General features: G+C 69.9%; 19 protein-coding genes. 16 read left to right on the forward strand and 3 right to left on the reverse strand.

The window, feature by feature from the left end; translation table 11 throughout:
• Window positions 1–1,614, forward strand: coding sequence for a threonine ammonia-lyase, biosynthetic (gene ilvA / locus IB278_RS07340; protein ID WP_192323194.1), 1,614 nt, complete (start codon window positions 1–3; stop codon window positions 1,612–1,614).
• A gap of 15 nt (window positions 1,615–1,629) precedes the next feature.
• Here the strand turns inward: ilvA and IB278_RS07345 are convergent, their stop codons facing one another.
• The gene (locus IB278_RS07345; RefSeq protein WP_192323071.1) at window positions 1,630–2,253 is read right to left on the reverse strand and encodes a type II secretion system protein N; all 624 of its coding nucleotides are present in this window, start codon (window positions 2,251–2,253) and stop codon (window positions 1,630–1,632) included.
• Between the two features lie 49 nt (window positions 2,254–2,302).
• On the opposite strand from IB278_RS07345, the gene gspG reads away from it, so the two are divergent.
• The 14 genes from gspG (at window position 2,303) to IB278_RS07415 (ending at window position 16,456) form a co-directional block, all read left to right on the forward strand.
• A complete protein-coding gene (gspG, locus tag IB278_RS07350) occupies window positions 2,303–2,743 on the forward strand; it encodes a type II secretion system major pseudopilin GspG (protein WP_047783707.1) in 441 nt (146 codons plus the stop codon).
• Window positions 2,718–3,182, forward strand: coding sequence for a GspH/FimT family pseudopilin (locus tag IB278_RS07355; protein ID WP_145740898.1), 465 nt, complete (start codon window positions 2,718–2,720; stop codon window positions 3,180–3,182). The genes gspG and IB278_RS07355 overlap by 26 nt, the downstream gene beginning before the upstream one ends.
• On the forward strand, window positions 3,179–3,553 hold the full coding sequence (gspI, locus tag IB278_RS07360) for a type II secretion system minor pseudopilin GspI (RefSeq protein WP_145740896.1): 375 nt from the start codon (window positions 3,179–3,181) through the stop codon (window positions 3,551–3,553). Before IB278_RS07355 ends, gspI begins: the two co-directional genes overlap by 4 nt.
• Window positions 3,553–4,236: a type II secretion system protein J gene (locus IB278_RS07365; RefSeq protein WP_192323072.1), complete on the forward strand. Its 684-nt coding sequence runs from the start codon at window positions 3,553–3,555 to the stop codon at window positions 4,234–4,236. Before gspI ends, IB278_RS07365 begins: the two co-directional genes overlap by 1 nt.
• Complete coding sequence (gene gspK, locus IB278_RS07370) at window positions 4,233–5,234, forward strand: type II secretion system minor pseudopilin GspK (RefSeq protein ID WP_145740891.1); 1,002 nt, start codon at window positions 4,233–4,235, stop codon at window positions 5,232–5,234. The genes IB278_RS07365 and gspK overlap by 4 nt, the downstream gene beginning before the upstream one ends.
• A 136-nt stretch (window positions 5,235–5,370) precedes the next feature.
• The gene (gene gspL, locus IB278_RS07375; protein WP_192323073.1) at window positions 5,371–6,582 is read left to right on the forward strand and encodes a type II secretion system protein GspL; all 1,212 of its coding nucleotides are present in this window, start codon (window positions 5,371–5,373) and stop codon (window positions 6,580–6,582) included.
• Window positions 6,579–7,112 carry a type II secretion system protein GspM gene (gene gspM, locus IB278_RS07380; RefSeq protein WP_192323074.1) on the forward strand — a complete coding sequence of 178 codons (534 nt, stop codon included), beginning with the start codon at window positions 6,579–6,581 and terminating at the stop codon, window positions 7,110–7,112. Before gspL ends, gspM begins: the two co-directional genes overlap by 4 nt.
• A gap of 10 nt (window positions 7,113–7,122) precedes the next feature.
• Entirely contained in the window at window positions 7,123–7,923 is an 801-nt protein-coding gene (gene gspN / locus IB278_RS07385; RefSeq protein ID WP_192323075.1) for a type II secretion system protein N, read from the forward strand.
• Window positions 7,924–7,925: 2 nt separating this feature from the next.
• The gene (gene gspD / locus IB278_RS07390) at window positions 7,926–10,247 is read left to right on the forward strand and encodes a type II secretion system secretin GspD (RefSeq protein ID WP_145740884.1); all 2,322 of its coding nucleotides are present in this window, start codon (window positions 7,926–7,928) and stop codon (window positions 10,245–10,247) included.
• Between the two features lie 5 nt (window positions 10,248–10,252).
• Window positions 10,253–11,644, forward strand: coding sequence for a GspE/PulE family protein (locus IB278_RS07395; protein WP_145740882.1), 1,392 nt, complete (start codon window positions 10,253–10,255; stop codon window positions 11,642–11,644).
• A 16-nt stretch (window positions 11,645–11,660) separates the two neighbouring features.
• Complete coding sequence (gene gspF / locus IB278_RS07400) at window positions 11,661–12,896, forward strand: type II secretion system inner membrane protein GspF (RefSeq protein ID WP_145740881.1); 1,236 nt, start codon at window positions 11,661–11,663, stop codon at window positions 12,894–12,896.
• A gap of 24 nt (window positions 12,897–12,920) precedes the next feature.
• Entirely contained in the window at window positions 12,921–13,820 is a 900-nt protein-coding gene (locus IB278_RS07405; RefSeq protein WP_047783717.1) for a 5'-nucleotidase, read from the forward strand.
• 198 nt (window positions 13,821–14,018) lie between these two features.
• The gene (locus IB278_RS07410; RefSeq protein ID WP_145740880.1) at window positions 14,019–14,225 is read left to right on the forward strand and encodes a hypothetical protein; all 207 of its coding nucleotides are present in this window, start codon (window positions 14,019–14,021) and stop codon (window positions 14,223–14,225) included.
• 26 nt (window positions 14,226–14,251) lie between these two features.
• Window positions 14,252–16,456, forward strand: a complete 2,205-nt coding sequence (locus IB278_RS07415) for a phosphocholine-specific phospholipase C (protein ID WP_192323076.1) — start codon at window positions 14,252–14,254, stop codon at window positions 16,454–16,456.
• A gap of 9 nt (window positions 16,457–16,465) precedes the next feature.
• Here IB278_RS07415 and IB278_RS07420 read toward each other — a convergent pair whose 3' ends face one another.
• Window positions 16,466–17,719: an MFS transporter gene (locus tag IB278_RS07420; protein WP_192323077.1), complete on the reverse strand. Its 1,254-nt coding sequence runs from the start codon at window positions 17,717–17,719 to the stop codon at window positions 16,466–16,468.
• A 105-nt stretch (window positions 17,720–17,824) separates the two neighbouring features.
• Window positions 17,825–17,959: a hypothetical protein gene (locus IB278_RS34060; protein WP_259347628.1), complete on the reverse strand. Its 135-nt coding sequence runs from the start codon at window positions 17,957–17,959 to the stop codon at window positions 17,825–17,827.
• 159 nt (window positions 17,960–18,118) lie between these two features.
• On the opposite strand from IB278_RS34060, the gene IB278_RS07425 reads away from it, so the two are divergent.
• Window positions 18,119–18,679, forward strand: a complete 561-nt coding sequence (locus IB278_RS07425) for a phosphonate degradation HD-domain oxygenase (RefSeq protein ID WP_192323078.1) — start codon at window positions 18,119–18,121, stop codon at window positions 18,677–18,679.
• Window positions 18,680–18,724: the final 45 nt, after the last annotated feature.

Raw genomic sequence — 18,724 nt, forward strand, 5'->3', positions numbered from 1 at the left:
ATTGAGCCTCCCTTGGAAAAAACCGTGCGCGACGTACCTGTGCCGGCACTGACGCCCGCCGACTATCTCAGAAAAATTTTGAACGCCCGCGTTTACGACGTGGCGGTCGAATCCGCGCTCGAGAAGGCCAATGCGCTCAGCGAGCGGCTCGGCAACACCGTGCTGCTCAAGCGCGAAGACCAGCAGCCCGTGTTCAGCTTCAAGCTGCGCGGCGCCTACAACAAGATGGCGCACCTCACACCCGAGCAACTGGCGAGCGGCGTGATCTGCGCATCGGCCGGCAATCACGCGCAAGGCGTGGCGCTGGGCGCGCGCAAGCTGGGCACGCGTGCAGTGGTGGTCATGCCGGTGACCACGCCCAGGCTCAAGATCGATGCGGTGCGCGGCTTCGGCGGCGAGGTGGTGCTGCATGGCGACAGCTATTCGGATGCCTACCTGCATGCGCTCGAACTGCAGGCGCAGCAGGGCCTGACCTTCGTGCACCCCTTCGACGATCCCGACGTGATCGCGGGCCAGGGCACCATCGCCATGGAAATCCTGCGCCAGCACCAGGGACGGCTCGACGCGGTGTTCGTGGCCATCGGCGGCGGCGGGCTCATCTCGGGCGTGGCCAACTACATCAAGGCGGTGCGCCCGGAGATCAAGGTGATCGGCGTGCAGATGAACGACTCCGACGCGATGATGCAGTCGGTGGCGGCGCGCCAGCGCGTGAGCCTGCCCGACGTCGGGCTGTTTTCGGACGGCACGGCGGTCAAGCTGGTGGGCGAGGAGACCTTTCGCATCGCCAGCAACCTGGTCGACGAATACATCGCGGTCGACACCGACGCCGTCTGCGCGGCCATCAAGGACGTGTTCGTCGACACCCGCAGCATCGTGGAGCCGGCGGGTGCGCTCGCGGTGGCGGCCATCAAGCAGTACGTGGCCGGGCACGGCCGCCATGGCGAGACCTACGCGGCCATCCTGTGCGGCGCCAACATGAACTTCGACCGGCTGCGCTTCGTGGCCGAGCGCGCGGAGGTCGGCGAAGAGCGCGAGGCGCTGTTCGCGGTGACCATTCCCGAAGAGCGCGGCAGCTTCCGCCGCTTCTGCGAACTGGTGGGCGAGATGCCGGCCAGCGAGTCGCAGGAAACGGGCTCGATTGGTGGCGCGCTGCGCAATGTGACGGAGTTCAACTACCGCATCAGCGACGCGGCCAAGGCGCATGTGTTCGTGGGCCTCACCACCTCGGCACGCGGCGAATCGACGACCATCGCGCAGACCTTCATTGCCCATGGCTTCGACGCGCTCGACCTCACGCACGACGAGCTCGCCAAGGAGCATCTGCGGCACCTGGTGGGCGGGCGCACGGGCCTTGCACACGACGAACGGCTGCTGCGCTTCGTGTTTCCGGAACGCCCCGGGGCACTGCTCAAGTTCCTGAGCCTGATGCGGCCGAACTGGAACATCAGCCTCTTCCACTACCGCAACCAGGGCGCCGACTACGGCCGCATCCTGGTGGGCTTGCAGGTGCCCGCCGGCGACGCCGCGGCCTTCGACGACTTCCTCGAAACGCTGGGCTATCCCTACGTCGAGGAAACGGCGAATCCGGCGTACAGGCTGTTCCTGCAGGCCTGAGCGGCCGCCTGGTCCTTACTGCGCAGACTGTGCCGGCGGCCGCTGCTCAGACCCCGGCTGCGGCGATGGCGGCGCCTGTAGCGGTGCGGCCCCGCCGGCAGGCGGTGCCACCACCGGAGGCACCGTGGCCGGGAAAAGTCCGCTGGGCCTGACCGTCGGCGTTGGCGCGGCCGGGCTGCCGACGCTGATCGGCGCGCGCACGGGCAACTGCAGCGTGAAGGCCGCCGGTCCCTGCGCGCTGGTGCCGAGCGTCGCCGCGCGCACCCCGACCGACTGCAGCACGTAGTTGTCGCCGACGGGCGAGCCGACGCGGAACGGACGCGGCGGCTTGCCGTCGATGGAAATCAGCGCAGCGCCCTGATTGAACGGATCCGCGACCACGCCCGACAGCGCAAAGCGGCTGGCCGCCTCGGGTGCGGCGGGCGCTGCTTCGGTGCCCGAAACCACGCCGAGCAGCCGCGCAACCGCATCCGCGTCGGCCGAGACCGTCGCCCGCGGCATGGTGGCCGCCGCGGCCACGGGCTCGGGCGGCGCCGCGAGCCGCAGCGCCCAGAACACCGCCGCTCCGGCGGCCAGCGCCCACAGGCCCGTGGTTGCAACGGGGGCGTGCCAGCGCGCGGCGGAATAGGGACTTGTCATGGGCGCGGATTATCATGCAGCGCGCCTTCCGAACCATGTCATCCAAGCTATGAAAAAAATCCTACGCGACGCCACCCGCGCTGCCCAGCGCGGCTTCACGCTGATCGAGCTGATGGTGGTGCTGGTCATCATCGGCGTGCTGGCCGCGCTGATCGTGCCGAACGTGATCGAGCGCGCCGACGATGCCCGCGTGACCGCCGCCAGGACCGACATCAACAACCTGATGCAGGCGCTCAAGCTCTACCGCCTGGACAACCAGCGCTACCCGACGGCCGAGCAGGGCCTGCAGTCGCTGCTCGTGCGCCCGACCGTGGGGCCGGCCGCGCCCAACTGGAAGCCCTATGTCGAAAAGCTGCCGAACGATCCGTGGGGCCATCCGTACCAATACATGAATCCGGGTATCAAGGGCGAAATCGACGTGCTCTCGCTCGGCGCCGATGGCCAGGCCGGCGGCGAGGGCAAGAATGCCGACATCGGCAGCTGGCAGTAGGCGCGCGGGCGGCTTCACGCTGCTCGAGCTGATCGTGGTGATCGCGATCATCGCGATCGCGACGGCCAGCGTGAGCTTTGCGATGCGCGACACCAACGCAGCCCGGCTCGACCGCGAGGCCGACCGGCTGGCCGCACTGCTCGAATCGGCCCGCGCCCAGTCGCGCGCGAGCGGCGTCGCAGTGCGATGGCGCATCGTGGAAGGCGGCAGCTTCGTGTTCGACGGCCTGCCGCCCGATGCCTTGCCGAGCGGCTGGGCCGCGAGCGGCATCAGCGCCACGGCTTCGCTGGCCAGCGGCGCGCCGGTGGCGGCGGTGCAATTGGGCCCCGACCCGATCATTGCCGCGCAGCAGATCGTGCTGTATTCCGAAGGCCCGCCTGCGCGCTCGCTGCGCGTTGCCACCGACGGCCTCAGGCCCTTCACCGTGAGCACGCCATGAAGCCCCGGCGCCCATCGGCATGCGGCGGATTCACGCTGATCGAAGTGCTGATTGCGCTGGGCATCGTCGCGCTCGCGCTCGCGGCGGGCTCGCAGGCCACGATGTCGCTGACGCGCAATGCGCAGCGCCAGTCCGACCTGCTGCTGGCCGACCTGTGCGCGGAAAACGAACTCGCCAAGGCGCGGCTCGCCAGGCAGATGCCGGCCGTGGGCGATTCGGGCTCGATCTGCGTGCAGGCCGGCGTCTCGTTCAACGTGACCACCTCCACCATCGCCACGCTCAACCCCAACTTCCGGCGCGTCGACGTGCAAGTGCGCGATGAGGCCAACGCGCCGGTGCTGCGCGTCTCGACCGTGGTGGGCCGCTTCTGATGCGCCGCTTTGCAAGCCAGGGAGCCCGCCGCGGCTTCACGCTGATCGAGCTGCTGGTGGCCATTTCGGTGATGGCGCTGCTCGCGCTCGTGAGCTGGCGCGGCCTGGACAACATGTCGCGCGCCACGACGCAGAACCAGCAGCGCGCCGACGCGGTACTGGCGCTGCAGACCACGCTCTCGCAATGGGGCGCCGACCTCGACGCCGTGACCCCGATCGCGCAGACCCGCCCGATCGACTGGGACGGCCGCGTGCTGCGGCTCACGCGGCGCGGCAGCGATGCGGGCGCTCCCGCCATGCTGGTGGTGGCGTGGGCGCTGCGCACCGGTGCCGACGGCACCCGCTGGCGGCGCTGGCAGTCGCCGCCCTTCACCACGCGCGGCGAATGGCAGCAGGCGTGGAACATGGCCGCCTCGTGGGCGCAGGAAGGCGGCGGCGGCGACGTCGCGCTGATGCCGGCCACGAGCTGGCAGCTCTACTACTTCCGCGAGAACGCCTGGACGCCCGCAGGCGAGCTGCCGGCCAGCGCGCCCAATCCGGCGAACCCGGCCAATCCTGTCGCCGCCCTCGTGAACATGCCGGACGGCGTTCGCCTGGTGCTGACCCTGGCTCCGGGCGAAGGGCTGTCGGGCACGCTCACGCGCGACTGGGTCAAGCCCACGGTGGGAGCGCCGCGCTCATGACCGCATCCACGGTTTTTCGACCCACCGGGCAACGCCAGCGCGGCGCCGCGCTGCTCGCGGCCATGCTGACCGTGATGCTGGTCGCCACCTTCTCCGCCGCGGCGCTGTGGCAGCAGTGGCGCGCGTCCGAAGTCGAGGCGGCCGAGCGCGGACGCGTGCAGGCGGCATGGGTGCTGATTGGCGCGCTCGACTGGTCGCGCCTGATCCTGCGCGAAGACGCTCTCACCGGCGGGCCCGACCATCTGGCCGAGCCCTGGGCCGTGCCGCTCGCGGAAGCGCGGCTCACGAGCTTTCTGTCGGCCGAGAAGAACGTGGCGAGCGACAACCTCGAAGGACTGCCCGACGCCTTCCTTTCAGGCCGCGTGGTCGATGCGCAATCCAAGCTCAACGTGCTGTCGCTGGTCGACGGCAACAAGCCGGTGCCGGCCAGCGTCGCCACCTTCACCAAGCTGTTCAACATCCTGGGCCTGCCGGCCTCCGAGCTCAGCGCGATGACCGCCTCGCTCGTGCGCGCGCTCGCCACCGGCACCGATGCCGCCGGCGGCGGCGACGCCGGGGCGGCGCCGCTGATGCCGCAGGAGGTCTCGCAGCTGGTGTGGCTCGGCCTTTCGCCCTCAACCGCGGCCGCCCTCGAACCCTACGTGACGATCCTCCCGATCCGCACGCCGCTCAACATCAATACCGCCAGCGCCGAAGCCCTCAGCGCCAGCCTGCCATCCCTGAGCATCAGCGACGCGCGCCAGCTGGTGGAAAAGCGCACGCGCTCCTACTTCAAGCAGATTGCCGACGCCAATGCAGCGCTCCCGAACGGCGGCACGCAGTTCAACGCCGGCCAGCACAGCGTGGGCACCCAGTTCTTCGAGGTCTACGGCCGGCTGCGGCTCGACCGCACCTGGGTCGAGGAGCGTTCGCTGCTGCAGCGCGACGGCGTCACGGTGAAGACGATCTGGCGCAACCGCGGCGCCGGCCTTGCCACAGCCACTCCGGCTAAACCCTGAGTGCGGCTTCCTTTCCTCATTTTTGTTGCTTCAATACATCGTCCAGAGCCCGTCGCATCTACGTCAAACGCTACAAATAGAGTAGCAATGGCACCATCGGTGCACCCCTACAATCACCCGCCCTCCTGAAATCGAAATGACCCCGCTGCTGCTCATCGCCCCCCTCCCCCCGGCCGACGCCGCGGGCGAGTACGACTGGGCCCAGGCTGGCGACGACGGCATCGCCCTGCGCAACCATGGCCGCGCGCTGCTCGCGCTGCTGCCGGCCAGCGCGGAAGTCACGCTCGGCATTCCGGCCGCGGCGCTGTCCTGGCATCGCGTGACGCTGCCCAAGGGCAGCATGAGCAGCGCATCGAAGCTGCGCGCCGTGCTCGACGGCCTGCTCGAAGAGCATCTGCTCGACGATCCCGAGGCCCTGCACTTCGCGCTCGAACCCGAGGCCCGGGCCGGCGTGCCGCTCTGGGTGGCGGCCTGCAACCGCGTCTGGCTGCGCACGCTGGTGCAGGGCCTGGAATCGGCGGGGCGGCGCGTGGTGCGCATCGTTCCCGAATTCGCGCCGCAGCCCGCGGACGGCCCGCCGCTGCTGCAGGTCACCGGCGAGGCCGAGGCGCCGCAGCTCACGGTGTGCGATGCCGATGGCGTGGTCTCGCTGCCGCTCGCGGGCGCCGGCCTGGCGCTCGCGGCCGGCCTGCCGCTGGACACCGCCGTGATCAGCGCCGAGCCCGCCGTCGCACTGGCCGCCGAGCGCCTGCTCGAGCGCCGCGTGCCCATCGTGCAGGCGCCGCAGCGCTGGCTGCAGGCGGCGCGCTCGCCCTGGGAGCTCGCGCAGTTCGACCTGGCCGTGACGGGGCGTGCCCGCGCCGGCAAGAAATTTGCGTCGGTGGTGCAGGCGCTGCGCTATGCGCCCGAGTGGCGCGCCGCGCGCTGGGGCATCGCCGCCCTGCTGCTGACCCAATTGATCGGCCTCAATGCCTGGGCCTGGAAGGAGCGCAATGCACTCGAGGCCAAGCGCCAGGCCGTCAAGACCATGCTGACCCAGACCTTCCCCTCCGTGAAACTCGTGGTCGACGCGCCGCTGCAGATGGCGCGCGAGGTCGCGGCGCTGCAGCAGGCCGTGGGCGATGTGGCGGGCAGCGACCTCGAACCGATGATCGGCGCGCTTGCTCCCCATCTCCCGCCGGGCAAAACGCCCAGCGCCATCGACTACAGCGCCGGCCAGCTGCGCCTGCGCGGGCTGGGCCTGCAGCCTTCCGAGCTCACGCGGCTTTCGGGCGCGATGGGCCCGCGCGGCTACAGCTTGCGCGCCGAAGGCGATCTGCTGCTGGTGCAGGCCGAGGCTGCGCGATGAACTTCGGCGAACAGCTCCGGGCCCGCTGGGCCGCCCTCGAACTGCGCGAGCGGCGCATAGTCGCCATCGCGGCCGTGCTCGTGTCGCTCGCGCTGCTGTGGTGGATTGCGCTCGCACCCGCGCTGCGCACGCTGGCCGCAGCGCCGGCCGAACATGCGCAACTCGACGCGCAGCTGCAGCAGATGGCCATGCTGCAGAACCGCGCCAAGGCGCTGCAGGCGCAGCCGCGGCTGAACCGGGACGACGCGCTGCGCGCCCTCGAAACCTCGGTGCGCGAGAGCCTGGGCACCAATGCCCAGCTCATGACGGCCAGCGGCGATGGCGCCGCCACCCTCACGATGCGCGCCACGCCGGCCGAGGCCGTGGCCCAGTGGCTGGCGCAGGCGCGCGGCAATGCGCACGCGGTGCCGCGCGAGGCCCACCTGACCCGCGCGGCCGCCGCGCCGCCGGCCGCCGGCAGCAAGGACCCGCAGCCCGCGAAGGTGCGCTGGGAGGGCACGCTCGTGATGGCGCTGCCCGCAGCCCGTTGAGCACGGCCGCATGGTGACGCGCTCCTCCCTTGCCGAATCGGCGCCGCGCCGCGGCTGGCGCTGGGCCCTGCTCGGCATCGTGCTGGGGGCGCTGCTGGCCCTGGTGCTGTTCGCGCCGGCGCGCTGGCTGGCCGCGGCGCTCTCGAACTGGAGCCAGGGCCGGCTGCTGCTGGTCAACCCGCGCGGCACGGTCTGGAACGGCACCGCGGCCGTGGTGCTTGCCAGCGGCGCCGGCGGCGCCGAGGCGGTGTCGCTGCCCGGCGCGCTCAACTGGCGCATGCGTCCGGCGTGGAGCGGCATGTTCGCGGTGCTCGACCTGCCCTGCTGCGCGGCGCAGCCGCTCCAGCTCAAGGCCAGCCCGCGCGCAAGCGGCATGCAGCTGCAGTGGGGCGACGGCAGTTCGCGCTGGCCCGCCACCTTGCTGACCGGCCTGGGCGCGCCCTGGAACACGCTCCGGCTCGAAGGCACGCTCGACCTCTCCACCCGGGGCCTCTCGATGCAGTGGGAGGGCCCCGTGCTGCGCATCGCGGGCCAGGCCACGCTCGACGCCACCGATGTCTCGTCCAGCCTGTCGACACTCAAGCCGATGGGCAGCTACCGCCTCACGCTCGAAGGCGGCAGCCGCCCGAGCCTGCTGTTGAGCACGCGCGAAGGCAGCCTCCAGCTGAACGGCAGCGGCAGCTGGAACGGCACCGCCTTTCGCTTCAACGGCGAAGCCAGTGCCGCGGCCGGCCGCGAAGACGCGCTTTCCAATTTGTTGAACATCATCGGGCGGCGCGACAACGCGCGTTCGATCATCACCCTGGGTTGATCATGATGAAGCCACTGACTTCGCCCGGCAGCCGCCTCGCCGTCGTTGCACTCGCAGCGCAGATGCTGGTTGCCGCCACCTTGCTGCAGGCCGCGCCGCCCGTGTTCGCGCAGTCCGGCGACGCGCCGCGCCGGGGCGAGCCCATCACGCTCAACTTCGCCAACGCCGACATCGAGGCCGTGGCCCGCACCATGGCGGTGGTCACCGGCCGCGACGTGGTGGTCGACCCGCGCGTGAAGGGCACGATGAACCTCGTCACCGACCGGGCTATCGCGCCGGCCGCGGCGTTCAACCAGTTCGCTTCCGCGCTGCGCCTGCAGGGCTTTGCGGTGGTGGAGGCCGAAGGGCTCTACAAGGTGGTGCCCGAAGCCGACGCCAAGCTCCAGACGCAAACCGTCAACACCGCGACGCCCAGCGCCGGCTCGGTGGCCGGCAACCAGATCGTCACGCAGATCTTCAGGCTCAACTACGAATCGCCGAACAGCCTGCTGCCGGTGCTGCGCCCGCTCATTCCGCCCAACAACACCATCAACGTGAACCCGGGCAACAACTCGCTCGTGATCACCGACTACGCGGACAACATGCGCCGGCTGGCGCGCATCATCGCGGCGCTCGACGTGCCCAATGCGTCGGACATCGAGGTGATCCCGCTCAAGCATTCGATCGCCACCGACATGCTGCCGCTGATCACCCGGCTGGTGGACGGCAGCGGCTCGGGCGCCACGCCGGGCGCCGCCGCGCCGGGCACGGCCGATGCCTCGTTCCGCACCACCTTGCTGGCCGACCCGCGCAGCAACGCGCTGATCCTGCGCGCGGCCAACCCGGCGCGTGCGGCGCTGGTGCGCACGCTGGTCGAGAAGCTCGACCGCGCACCCGCCGAGAGCAGCAACGGCGCGGCCGGCAACATCTACGTGGTCTACCTGAAGAACGCCGATGCGGTGCGGCTGGCGGCCACGCTGCGCGCCGCCATGGCAGCCAACCAGCTGCCCGGCACGCCGGGCGCACCGGGGGCCGCCGGTGGCGGCGGCGCACCGCAGCAGCAAGCCAACGTTCCGCAGGCCATGCCGGTCAATCTCAGCGGGCAAGGCGGCGGCTCGGCGGCCGCCAACGCGCCGCTCAACAATGCCAACCAGCCGTCGACCGGCGGACAGATCCAGGCCGACCCGTCGACCAACTCGCTGATCATCACGGCGCCCGAGCCGCAGTACCGGCAGATGCGCGCCGTGATCGACAAGCTCGACGGCCGGCGCGCGCAGGTGATGATCGAAGCGCTGATCGTCGAGGTCAGCGCGAAGAAGGCCGCCAACTTCGGCGTCCAGTGGCAGAGCGCGCTGGGCAACAACGCGGTCATCGGCACCAATTCGAGCCTGGCCAGCGCCAACATCCTGGCGCTGACGCAGGCACTGGCCACCCGCGACGTGGCCAACGTGCGGCCGTCGTCGGGGCTGAACCTCGGCATTGCCGGCAAGATCGGCGGGCAGTACATCCTGGGCGCGATCGCCAACTTCTTCAACAGCGACGGCGACGCCAACGTGCTCTCCACGCCCAACCTGCTGACGCTGGACAACGAGGAAGCCAAGATCGTGATCGGCCAGAACGTGCCCTTCGTCACGGGCCAGTACGCCAGCACCTCGGGCTCGGTGGGCATCAACCCGTTCACCACGGTGGAGCGCAAGGACGTGGGCCTCACGCTGCGCGTGCGCCCGACCATCAACGAGAACGGCACCGTGAAGATGACCATCTTCCAGGAGACCTCGACCGTCGACGGCAACACCATCAACAACCCCAACGGCCCGACCACCAACAAGCGCTCGATCGAATCGAGCGTGCTGGTGGAAGACGGCGGCCTGGTCATGCTCGGTGGGCTGCTGTCGGACGACTACGGCAACACGGTCGAGAAAGTGCCGGTGGCGGGCGACATCCCGGTGCTCGGCAACCTGTTCAAGAACGAGATCCGTACGCGCAACAAGAGCAACCTGATGATGTTCCTGCGCCCCGCCGTCATGCGCGACGGCGCCTCGACCGAAGCCTTTGCCTACGACCGCTACGACGAGATCCGCGGCATGCAGCAGCGCACCCAGCCGAACACCGACAACGTCATGCTGCGCGGCGTGGATGCCGCGCCCGTGCTGCCGGAGGCACCGCTGCCGCGCGCGGGCAGCCGCGACACCAGCAGCAATAGCAGCGGCAGCGACCGCATCCAGGGCACGCAGCTGATCCCGCCGCCGCGCCCGCCCGCCGACACGCGCAGCCTGCGCCCGAGCCCGCTGCGCGGCGCACTGCCGCCCACGGCCGACCCGACCAGCTCGCGCGAATTGCCCTGAAGCCCATGCGCCATCCCCTGCCCTACGCGTTCGCACGCAGCCAGCAGCTGCTGCTCGAAGAAGCCGACGACGGCAGCCACACGCTGTGGATGTCGAGCCATCCCTCGCGCAGCGCGGTCGGCGAGGTCACGCGCAAGTACGGCGTGCAGGCCTTCGAGGTGCTGGCCGACGGCCCGCTCGCGCAGCGCATCAGCGCGGCCTATGCGCAGGGCGAGTCGAGTGCCGCCGCGGTGGTGAGCGAGGTGCAGAGCGACGCTGATCTCTCGCGCATGATGCAGGAGCTGCCGGCGGTGGAAGACCTGCTGGAAAGCGCCGGCGATGCGCCGATCATCCGCATGCTCAACGCGCTGCTCACGCAGGCCGCACGCGATGGTGCGAGCGACATCCACATCGAGCCCTACGAGCGCACCTCATCCGTGCGCTTTCGCATCGACGGCACGCTGCGCGAGGTGGTGCAGCCCAACCGCGCGCTGCACGCCGCGCTGATCTCGCGCCTGAAGATCATGGCCGACCTCGACATCTCCGAGAAGCGGCTGCCGCAGGACGGGCGCATCAGCCTTCGCATCGGCACGCGCGCGGTCGACGTGCGCGTCTCCACGCTGCCCAGCGCGCACGGCGAGCGCGCGGTGCTGCGCCTGCTCGACAAGAGCGAATCGAAGCTCACGCTCGAATCGGTGGGCATGCAGGGCGACACGCTCGCGCGCTTCGAGAAGCTCATTGCGCAGCCGCACGGCATCATCCTGGTGACCGGCCCCACGGGCTCGGGCAAGACCACCACGCTGTATGCCGCGCTGGCCCGGCTGGATGCCAGCCGCAGCAACATCATGACGGTGGAAGACCCGATCGAGTACGAACTGCCGGGCGTGGGCCAGACGCAGATCAACGCCAAGATCGAACTCACCTTCGCGAAGGCGCTGCGCGCGATCCTGCGGCAGGACCCGGACGTGATCATGATCGGCGAAATCCGCGACTTCGAGACCGCGCAGATCGCCATCCAGGCCTCGCTCACCGGCCACCTCGTGCTGGCGACGCTGCACACCAACGATTCGGTCAGCGCCGTCACGCGGCTGACCGACATGGGCGTGGAACCTTTCCTGTTGAGCTCGTCGCTTTTGGGCGTGCTCGCGCAGCGGCTGGTGCGCAAGGTCTGCACGGCCTGCGGCGGCGCCGGCTGCGAGGTGTGCGGGCAAACCGGCTACCAGGGCCGCACCGGCATCTTCGAGCTGCTGGTGGCCGACGAGACCGTGCAGGGCCTGATCCACAGCAAGGCGGCCGAGAGCGAACTGCTCCAGGCCGGCGCGCGCGGCGGCCTGCGCCTAATGCGCGAAGACGGCGAACGGCTGGTGCAGGCCGGCATCACCTCGCGCGCCGAACTGCTCCGCGTCACGCGCGACTGACCCGCCCGGCACCGCCATGCCCGCCTATTCCTTCGAAGCCATCGATGCCAGCGGCCAGTCGCGCGAAGGCGTGCTCGAGGCCGACACCGCGCGCAGCGCCCGCAGCCTGCTGCGCGCGCAGGCGCTCATTCCGCTATCGGTCACGCCAGTCAGCAGCAGCCACGTCAACGGCACCGGCAATGGCGGCCTGCGCCGCTGGCTGGGCGGCGGCGCCAGGGTCTTCAGCTCCACCGGCCTCGCGGTCTGGACGCGCCAGCTCGCGGGCCTGGTCTCTTCGGGCCTGCCGCTCGAACGCGCGCTGACCGCGCTCACCGACGAAGCCGAGACCGAGCCGCAGCGCAACCTGGTCGCTTCGCTGCGTGCCGAGGTCAACGCGGGCTCGCCCTTCGCGCGCGCGCTCGCGGCCCATCCGCGCGAGTTCTCGCCCATCTACACCGCCGTGATCGGCGCAGGCGAGCAAAGCGGCAACCTCGGCCTCGTGCTCGACCGGCTCGCCGACGACCTGGAGGAGCGGCAGGCGCTGCAGCAGAAGCTCATCGGCGCCGCGCTCTATCCGGCCATCGTCACGCTGGTGGCGATCGTGATCGTGATCTTCCTCGTGAGCTACGTGGTGCCGCAGGTGGCGCAGGTGTTCGCGGGCACCAAGCGCTCGCTGCCCTTCCTCACCACGGTCATGCTGTCGCTGAGCGCGGCGGTGCGCAACTACGGGTGGTGGATGCTGGGCGGCGTGGTGTTCGCCGCCATTGCCGCGCGATTGGCGCTGGCGCAGGAGGCCTTCCGCCTGAAGTTCGACGCCGCCTGGCTGCGGCTGCCGCTGGTGGGCAAGCTCGCGCGCGGCTACAACGCGGCGCGCTTTGCCAGCACGCTGGCCATGCTGGCCACCGCCGGCGTGCCGATCCTGCGCGCGCTGCAGGCGGCGTCCGAGACGCTGGGCAACCGCGCCATGCGCGCGGACGCGCTCGACGCGCTGGTGCTGGTGCGCGAAGGCGCGCCGCTGGCCTCGGCACTGGCGCAGAAAAAACGCTTTCCCGGACTGGTCTCGATGTTCGCGCGGCTGGGCGAGCAGACCGGCACGCTGCCGCTGATGCTGCAGCGTGCCGCCAACCAGCTGGGCGCCGAGGTGCAGCGCCGCGCCATGCACCTGGCCACCATCCTGGAGCCGCTGCTGATCGTGGCCATGGGCGGCGTGGTGATGCTCATTGTGCTGGCGGTGATGCTGCCTATCATCCAGCTCAATCAGTTCGTCAAGTAAGTCCGCCAGGAAGCACTGCACGCCATGCCCGTCACGCTCGAAGACAAACTCGTGGTCGCGATCTCCTCGCGCGCGCTGTTCAACCTCGAAGAGGAAAACAGGATCTTCGAGGCCGGCGACAACGAGGGCTACATGAAGCTGCAACTCGACCGCATCGACGTGCCGGCCGCGCCGGGCATCGCCTACTCGCTGATCCGCAAGCTGCTGCGCTTCAACGACGACGGCGTGCAGCGCGTCGAGGTGGTGATCCTCTCGCGCAACGACCCGGTCTCGGGCATGCGCATCTTCCGCTCGAGCGCGGCGGCCGACATCAAGCTGCAGCGCGGCGTGTTCACGCAGGGACGCCCGCCCTTCGGCTATCTGCGGCCGCTGCGCGCGCACCTGTTCCTCTCGGTCAATGCGCAGGACGTGCGCGAAGCGCTCAACGCGGGCTTTCCGGCCGCGCGCGTGCTGGTCGAATCGGTGAAGGCCAGCGATGCCTGGCCGAACGAAGTGCGCATCGCGTTCGACGGCGATGCGGTGCTGTTCTCCGACGAGGCCGAGCGGGTATTCCAGGCCGAAGGCCTGGACGCCTTCCAGGCGCACGAGCTCAGCAAGGCCGACCTGCCGCTGCCCGAAGGGCCCTTCAAGCCGCTGCTGACGGCGCTGCATCGCCTGCAGATGGCGGGCAATGCGCAGATGCGCATCCGCACCGCGCTGGTCACTGCGCGCAGCGCCCCGGCGCACGAGCGCGCGATCCGCACGCTCATGAAGTGGAACATCCGCGTCGACGAAGCGATGTTCCTCGGCGGCCTTCCGAAGGGCGAATTCCTGCGCGAGTTCGAACCCGACTTCTTCTTCGACGACCAGACCGGCCACGTCGATGCCGCAGCACGCCACGTGCCCGCGGGCCACGTCTCGAGCGGCATCAGCAACGAGCGCTGAGCGCTCCCGCGGCGCGCCCTGCGCCGCTGCCCTGTCATCGCTTGTTCATGGCGATGTAACGCGATCTCCCTAGTCTTGCGGCCTGCCTCCGCGCGGGTGCTTCGCGATGCCTTTTCGGCGCTGCGTCTTCGAGCCCGCGCGGTCTTTTTTCAGCGCTCTTCCGGGCGCCCACGCAACGACGACTCCCAAGGAATCCCCATGCGACTTTCATCCCTGCCTGCGCGGCTCGTTCCCGCGCTGATCCTGGCCTGCGCCCTTTCCGCCTGCGGCGGCGGCAGCGGCGGTGGCGGCGGCTTCTTCGGCGGCCTGCCCGGCGTGGGCACGCCGACGCCCACCACGCCAACCACGCCCACGACACCGCCGCCCGACACCGGCGCAAAGCCCGAGATGCGCTGCGCACCCTGAACACCCTCCCACACCAGAACAACACCATGACCTCACGCCGCAGTTTCCTCACAGGCACAGCCACCACCGGTGCCGCCGCGCTCGCACTCTCGGCCTTTCCGCCGAGCATCCGCCGCGCGCTCGCCATTCCCGCCAACAACAAGACCGGCACCATCAAGGACGTCGAGCACATCGTCATCCTGATGCAGGAGAACCGCTCGTTCGACCACTACTTCGGCACGCTCATGGGCGTGCGCGGCTTCGGCGACCGCTTCACCATCCCGCTGCCCAAGGGACGCAGCGTGTGGCAGCAGCTCGACGACGCCGGCAAGGAAGTGCTGCCCTACCACCTCGACGGCTCGAAGGGCAACGCGCAGCGCGTGGCCGGGACGCCGCACAGCTGGAGCGACGGCCAGGCTGCGTGGGCTGGCGGCCGCATGTACGAATGGGTGCGCTACAAGAAAACCAAGACGGCGCCCTTCACGCAATCGATGGGCTACCTCGAAGAAGCGGAGCTGCCCTTCCAGTTCGCGCTGGCCAACGCCTTCACGCTCTGCGATGCCTACCACTGCAGCATGCACACCGGTACCAATTCGAACCGCATGTTCCTCTGGACCGGCACCAACGGCCCCACCGGCGCGAACGTGGCCACGGTCAACAACGAGTGGGATTCGATCGACAGCTCGGCCAATGGCTACAGCTGGAAGACCTACCCCGAGCGGCTGCAGGAAGCCAAGGTGAGCTGGATCGTCTACCAGAACATGCCCGAGAACTTCGGCGACAACTCGCTGGCCGGCTTCAAGCAGTACCGGCTCGCCAACGAAGCCTCGGGCAAGCCCGTGAGCAACGACGCCATCTCGCCCGCCTACGACCCGGCCAGCGACGACGCCGGCAATCCGCTCTACAAGGGCGTTGCCAACACCATGCCGGACGGCGGCTTTCTCGAGCAGTTCCGCCAGGACATCAGGAACGGCAAGCTGCCGCAGGTCTCGTGGATCGTCGCGCCCGCGACCTATTCCGAGCACCCCGGCCCGTCGAGCCCGGTGCAGGGCGCCTGGTACATCCAGGAAACGCTCGATGCGCTCACCGCCGTTCCCGAGGTGTGGAGCAAGACCGTGCTGTTCATCAATTTCGACGAGAACGACGGCTACTTCGACCACGTTCCTTCGCCGGCCGCGCCTTCGATCAACGCCGACGGCACGCCCGCGGGCAAGACCACGCTGCCAGTGCAAGCGCTCGCGCCCGAATACTTCAACCATCCGAATCCGCCCGGCACCACCGACCAGCCGCCGCCCGATGGCCGCGTCTACGGCCCCGGCGTGCGCGTACCGATGTATGTGGTGTCGCCGTGGAGCCGCGGCGGCTGGGTCAATTCGCAGGCCTTCGACCACACCTCCGTGCTGCGCTTCATCGAGACGCGCTTCGGCGTGAAGGAAACCAACATCAGCGATTTCCGCCGCGCAGTGTGCGGCGATCTCACCAGTGCCTTCAACTTCGCCACGCCCAATACGGAAGCGCTGCCCACCCTGGCGGGGCGCACGACCAGGGCCGACGCCGACAAGCTGCGCGCCGACCAGCAGGCCCTGGCGCAAGTGGCACTGCCGCTCGACCCGCTGCTGCCGCGCCAGGCCACCGGCACGCGGCCCTCGCGCGCGCTGCCCTACGAACTGCACACGAGTGCCCGCGCCGATGCCATCGGCGGGAAGATCCAGCTGCTGTTCTCGAACACCGGCACGGCCAGCGCGGTGTTCCATGTCTATGACAGGCTCAACCTCGACCGCCTGCCGCGCCGCTACATGGTCGAGCCCGGCAAGACGCTCGACGATGCATGGAGCGCGATGCGCGACGACAGCGGCTTCTACGACCTCTGGGTGCTCGGCCCCAACGGCTTCCACCGCCATTTCAAGGGCGACCTGAACGCCCTGCGCGCCGGCGACGCCGCCATGCCCGAGGTGCGCGTGTGCTACGACATCGCCAACGGCAACGTCTACCTGGAAATGCTCAATGGCGGCAAGAACGCCTGCAAGTTCAGCGTGCGCGCCAAGGCCTACCGCAGCGACGGCCCGTGGACCGCGACGGTGGCAGGCGGCGCCAAGGCCGAGCTGCACTGGGACCTCGCAGCCAGCGGCGCGTGGTACGACTTTGCCGTGAGCTGCGATGCCGACACGAGCTTCGTGCGCCGCTTTGCCGGCCGCGTCGAGACCGGCCGGCACACGGTCAGCGATCCGGCGATGGGCATGCCCGACCTCTGACGCAGCGAGCTACGCCGCGGCGGTGCGAAGCCGCAGATGCCGGACCCTGAACAGCAGCATCGCCGCGATGCTGACGTTCAGCAGGTTCCAGCCGATGCCGTTGAGGAACGCCGCGTGGTAGCTGCCGGTGAGGTCGAACACCTTGCCCGACATCCAGCCGCCCAGCGCCATGCCGAACAGCGTGAACATCAGCACCGTGCCGACGCGCGCGCCGGCTTCCTCGGGCGGAAAGTGCTCGCGCACGATGATCGCGTAGGACGGCACGATGCCGCCCTGGAACAGGCCGAACAGCGCCGAGATCACATAAAGCGGCACCAGCCCGTCGAACGGCAGGAACAGCAGCAGCGCCACGCCCTGCAGCGCGCCGCCCAGCAGCAGCGTGCGCAGCCCGCCGATGCGGTCGCAGATCGCGCCCGACACCAGCCGGCTCACCACGCCGAAGCCCAGCATCAGCGACAGCATCTGCGCGCCCTGCGCCGGGCCGTAGCCGAGGTCGCCGCAGTAGGCCACGATGTGCACCTGCGGCATCGCCATGGCCACGCAGCAGGCCACGCCCGCCACGCACAGCAGGCCCTGGGCCGTGCCCATGCTGAAACCGAAGGGCCGCGTCAGGTCGCGCCGCCGCGCGGCATGGCCGGCATGGCTGGCCGGCACGACCGCCAGTGCCGGTGGCCGCGCACGGAAGAAGAGCGCAAGCGCCGCCATCGCGAGGCCGCAGAAAAGGCCCATGCCGATGTAGGTCTGGCGCCAGCCGACCGTCTCGATGAAGTGCTGCGCGATCGGCGGCCAGATGGCGCCGGCCACGTAGTTGCCGCTCGCGCACACCGCCACCGCGATGCCGCGCCGCTTGACGAACCAGAGCGAAGTGTCCGCCACCAGCGGCGCAAAGGCCGCGGCGCTGCCGAGCAGGCCGACCAGCACGGCCTGCGCCGCGATGAAGGAAACGATGCCATCGGCCATGCCGCAGGCGACATAGCCCACGCCAAGGCTCAGCGCGCCGATCAGCAAGGGCCACATCACGCCGAAGCGGTCGGCCAGCCGCCCCATCAGCACGCCGCCCACGCCGAAGCCGAGCATCAGCAGCGTGTAGGGCAGCGAGGCGTCCGCGCGCGCGACGCCGAACTCGGTCTGCACGGCAGGCAGCATCACCGAGACCACGTACATGCCGCTGCTGCCGACCGTCATGACCAGCAGCGTGAGGCCGAGCCGCAGCATGGCGTAGCGCGAATCCGCCGCGTGGGCGCTTGTCTCGAAAGTCTTCATTGTTTTTTGCTCCGCGCCAAGGATATCGCCGGGCGCGGACATGCCAAGGCGAGCACGCGCAATGCCCGGCGGCGCATGGCCGCCCGCGCGCCCGGGAGGGGCGAATCAGCCCGCGAACGGGACCGGCATCACGACGTCGGCCGAAGCCTTCGGCACCGGGACGCCGGGCTTGGGCTTGTCGTTGCAGCCGGCCGCTACCAGGCCGATGCAGAGCAGAAGAACAAGGACTGTGCTTCTCATGCGGCGGATGCTATGCCCGCCTTCCCGCAAGTCAAGTCGGACGCCATGCCGACCGAGCCGTGCGCCGGTGCAGTGCCGCGGGCTTCGTCATGCCCCGGTCATCGGAATGCGCGAAGCTGCGTGCCCTCGCTCCGCGCATTCCGCCTTCGCCCCAGCTCCATGACACTCGACCTCGCCGAAATCGCCCGCCTGTTCGCCGAACGTGGCGGGGTCGCGTATGCGGGCGAGCCGGTGTCGCAGCTCGAGCATGCGCTGCAGTGCGCATGGCTCGCGGAGCAGGCCGGCGCGGGCGATGCGCTGGTCACGGCCTCGCTGCTGCACGACCTCGGACACCTGCTGATCGCCGAGCACCAGACGCTGTCGCGCTCGCCCACCGAACTGGGCATCGACGACCGCCACCAGTACATCGCCATGCCGCTCCTGCGCGGCGTCTTCGGCGCCGAGGTGCGCGAGCCGATCCGGCTGCACGTGGACGCCAAGCGCTACCTTTGCGCGACACGGCCGGGCTACTTCGCGCGGCTTTCGCCCGATTCGGTGCGCAGCCTCGCGCTGCAGGGCGGCGTGATGGACGACGCTGCGGCGCAGCGCTTTGCCGATCAGCGCTGGGCCGCGGATGCCGTGCGGCTGCGGCTGTGGGACGAGGAAGCGAAGGTGCAGGGACTCGAGACGCCGCCGCTCAAGCACTTCCTGGAGATCGCGGCGCGCACCATGCTGCGCTGAGCGCTTGCCGAGCATCCGGGCCGGTTCAGCCCTGCTTAAGGAACA

The organism is Variovorax sp. VRV01 (assembly GCF_014852545.1).
In the GTDB taxonomy this organism is placed as follows: domain Bacteria; phylum Pseudomonadota; class Gammaproteobacteria; order Burkholderiales; family Burkholderiaceae_C; genus Variovorax; species Variovorax beijingensis_A.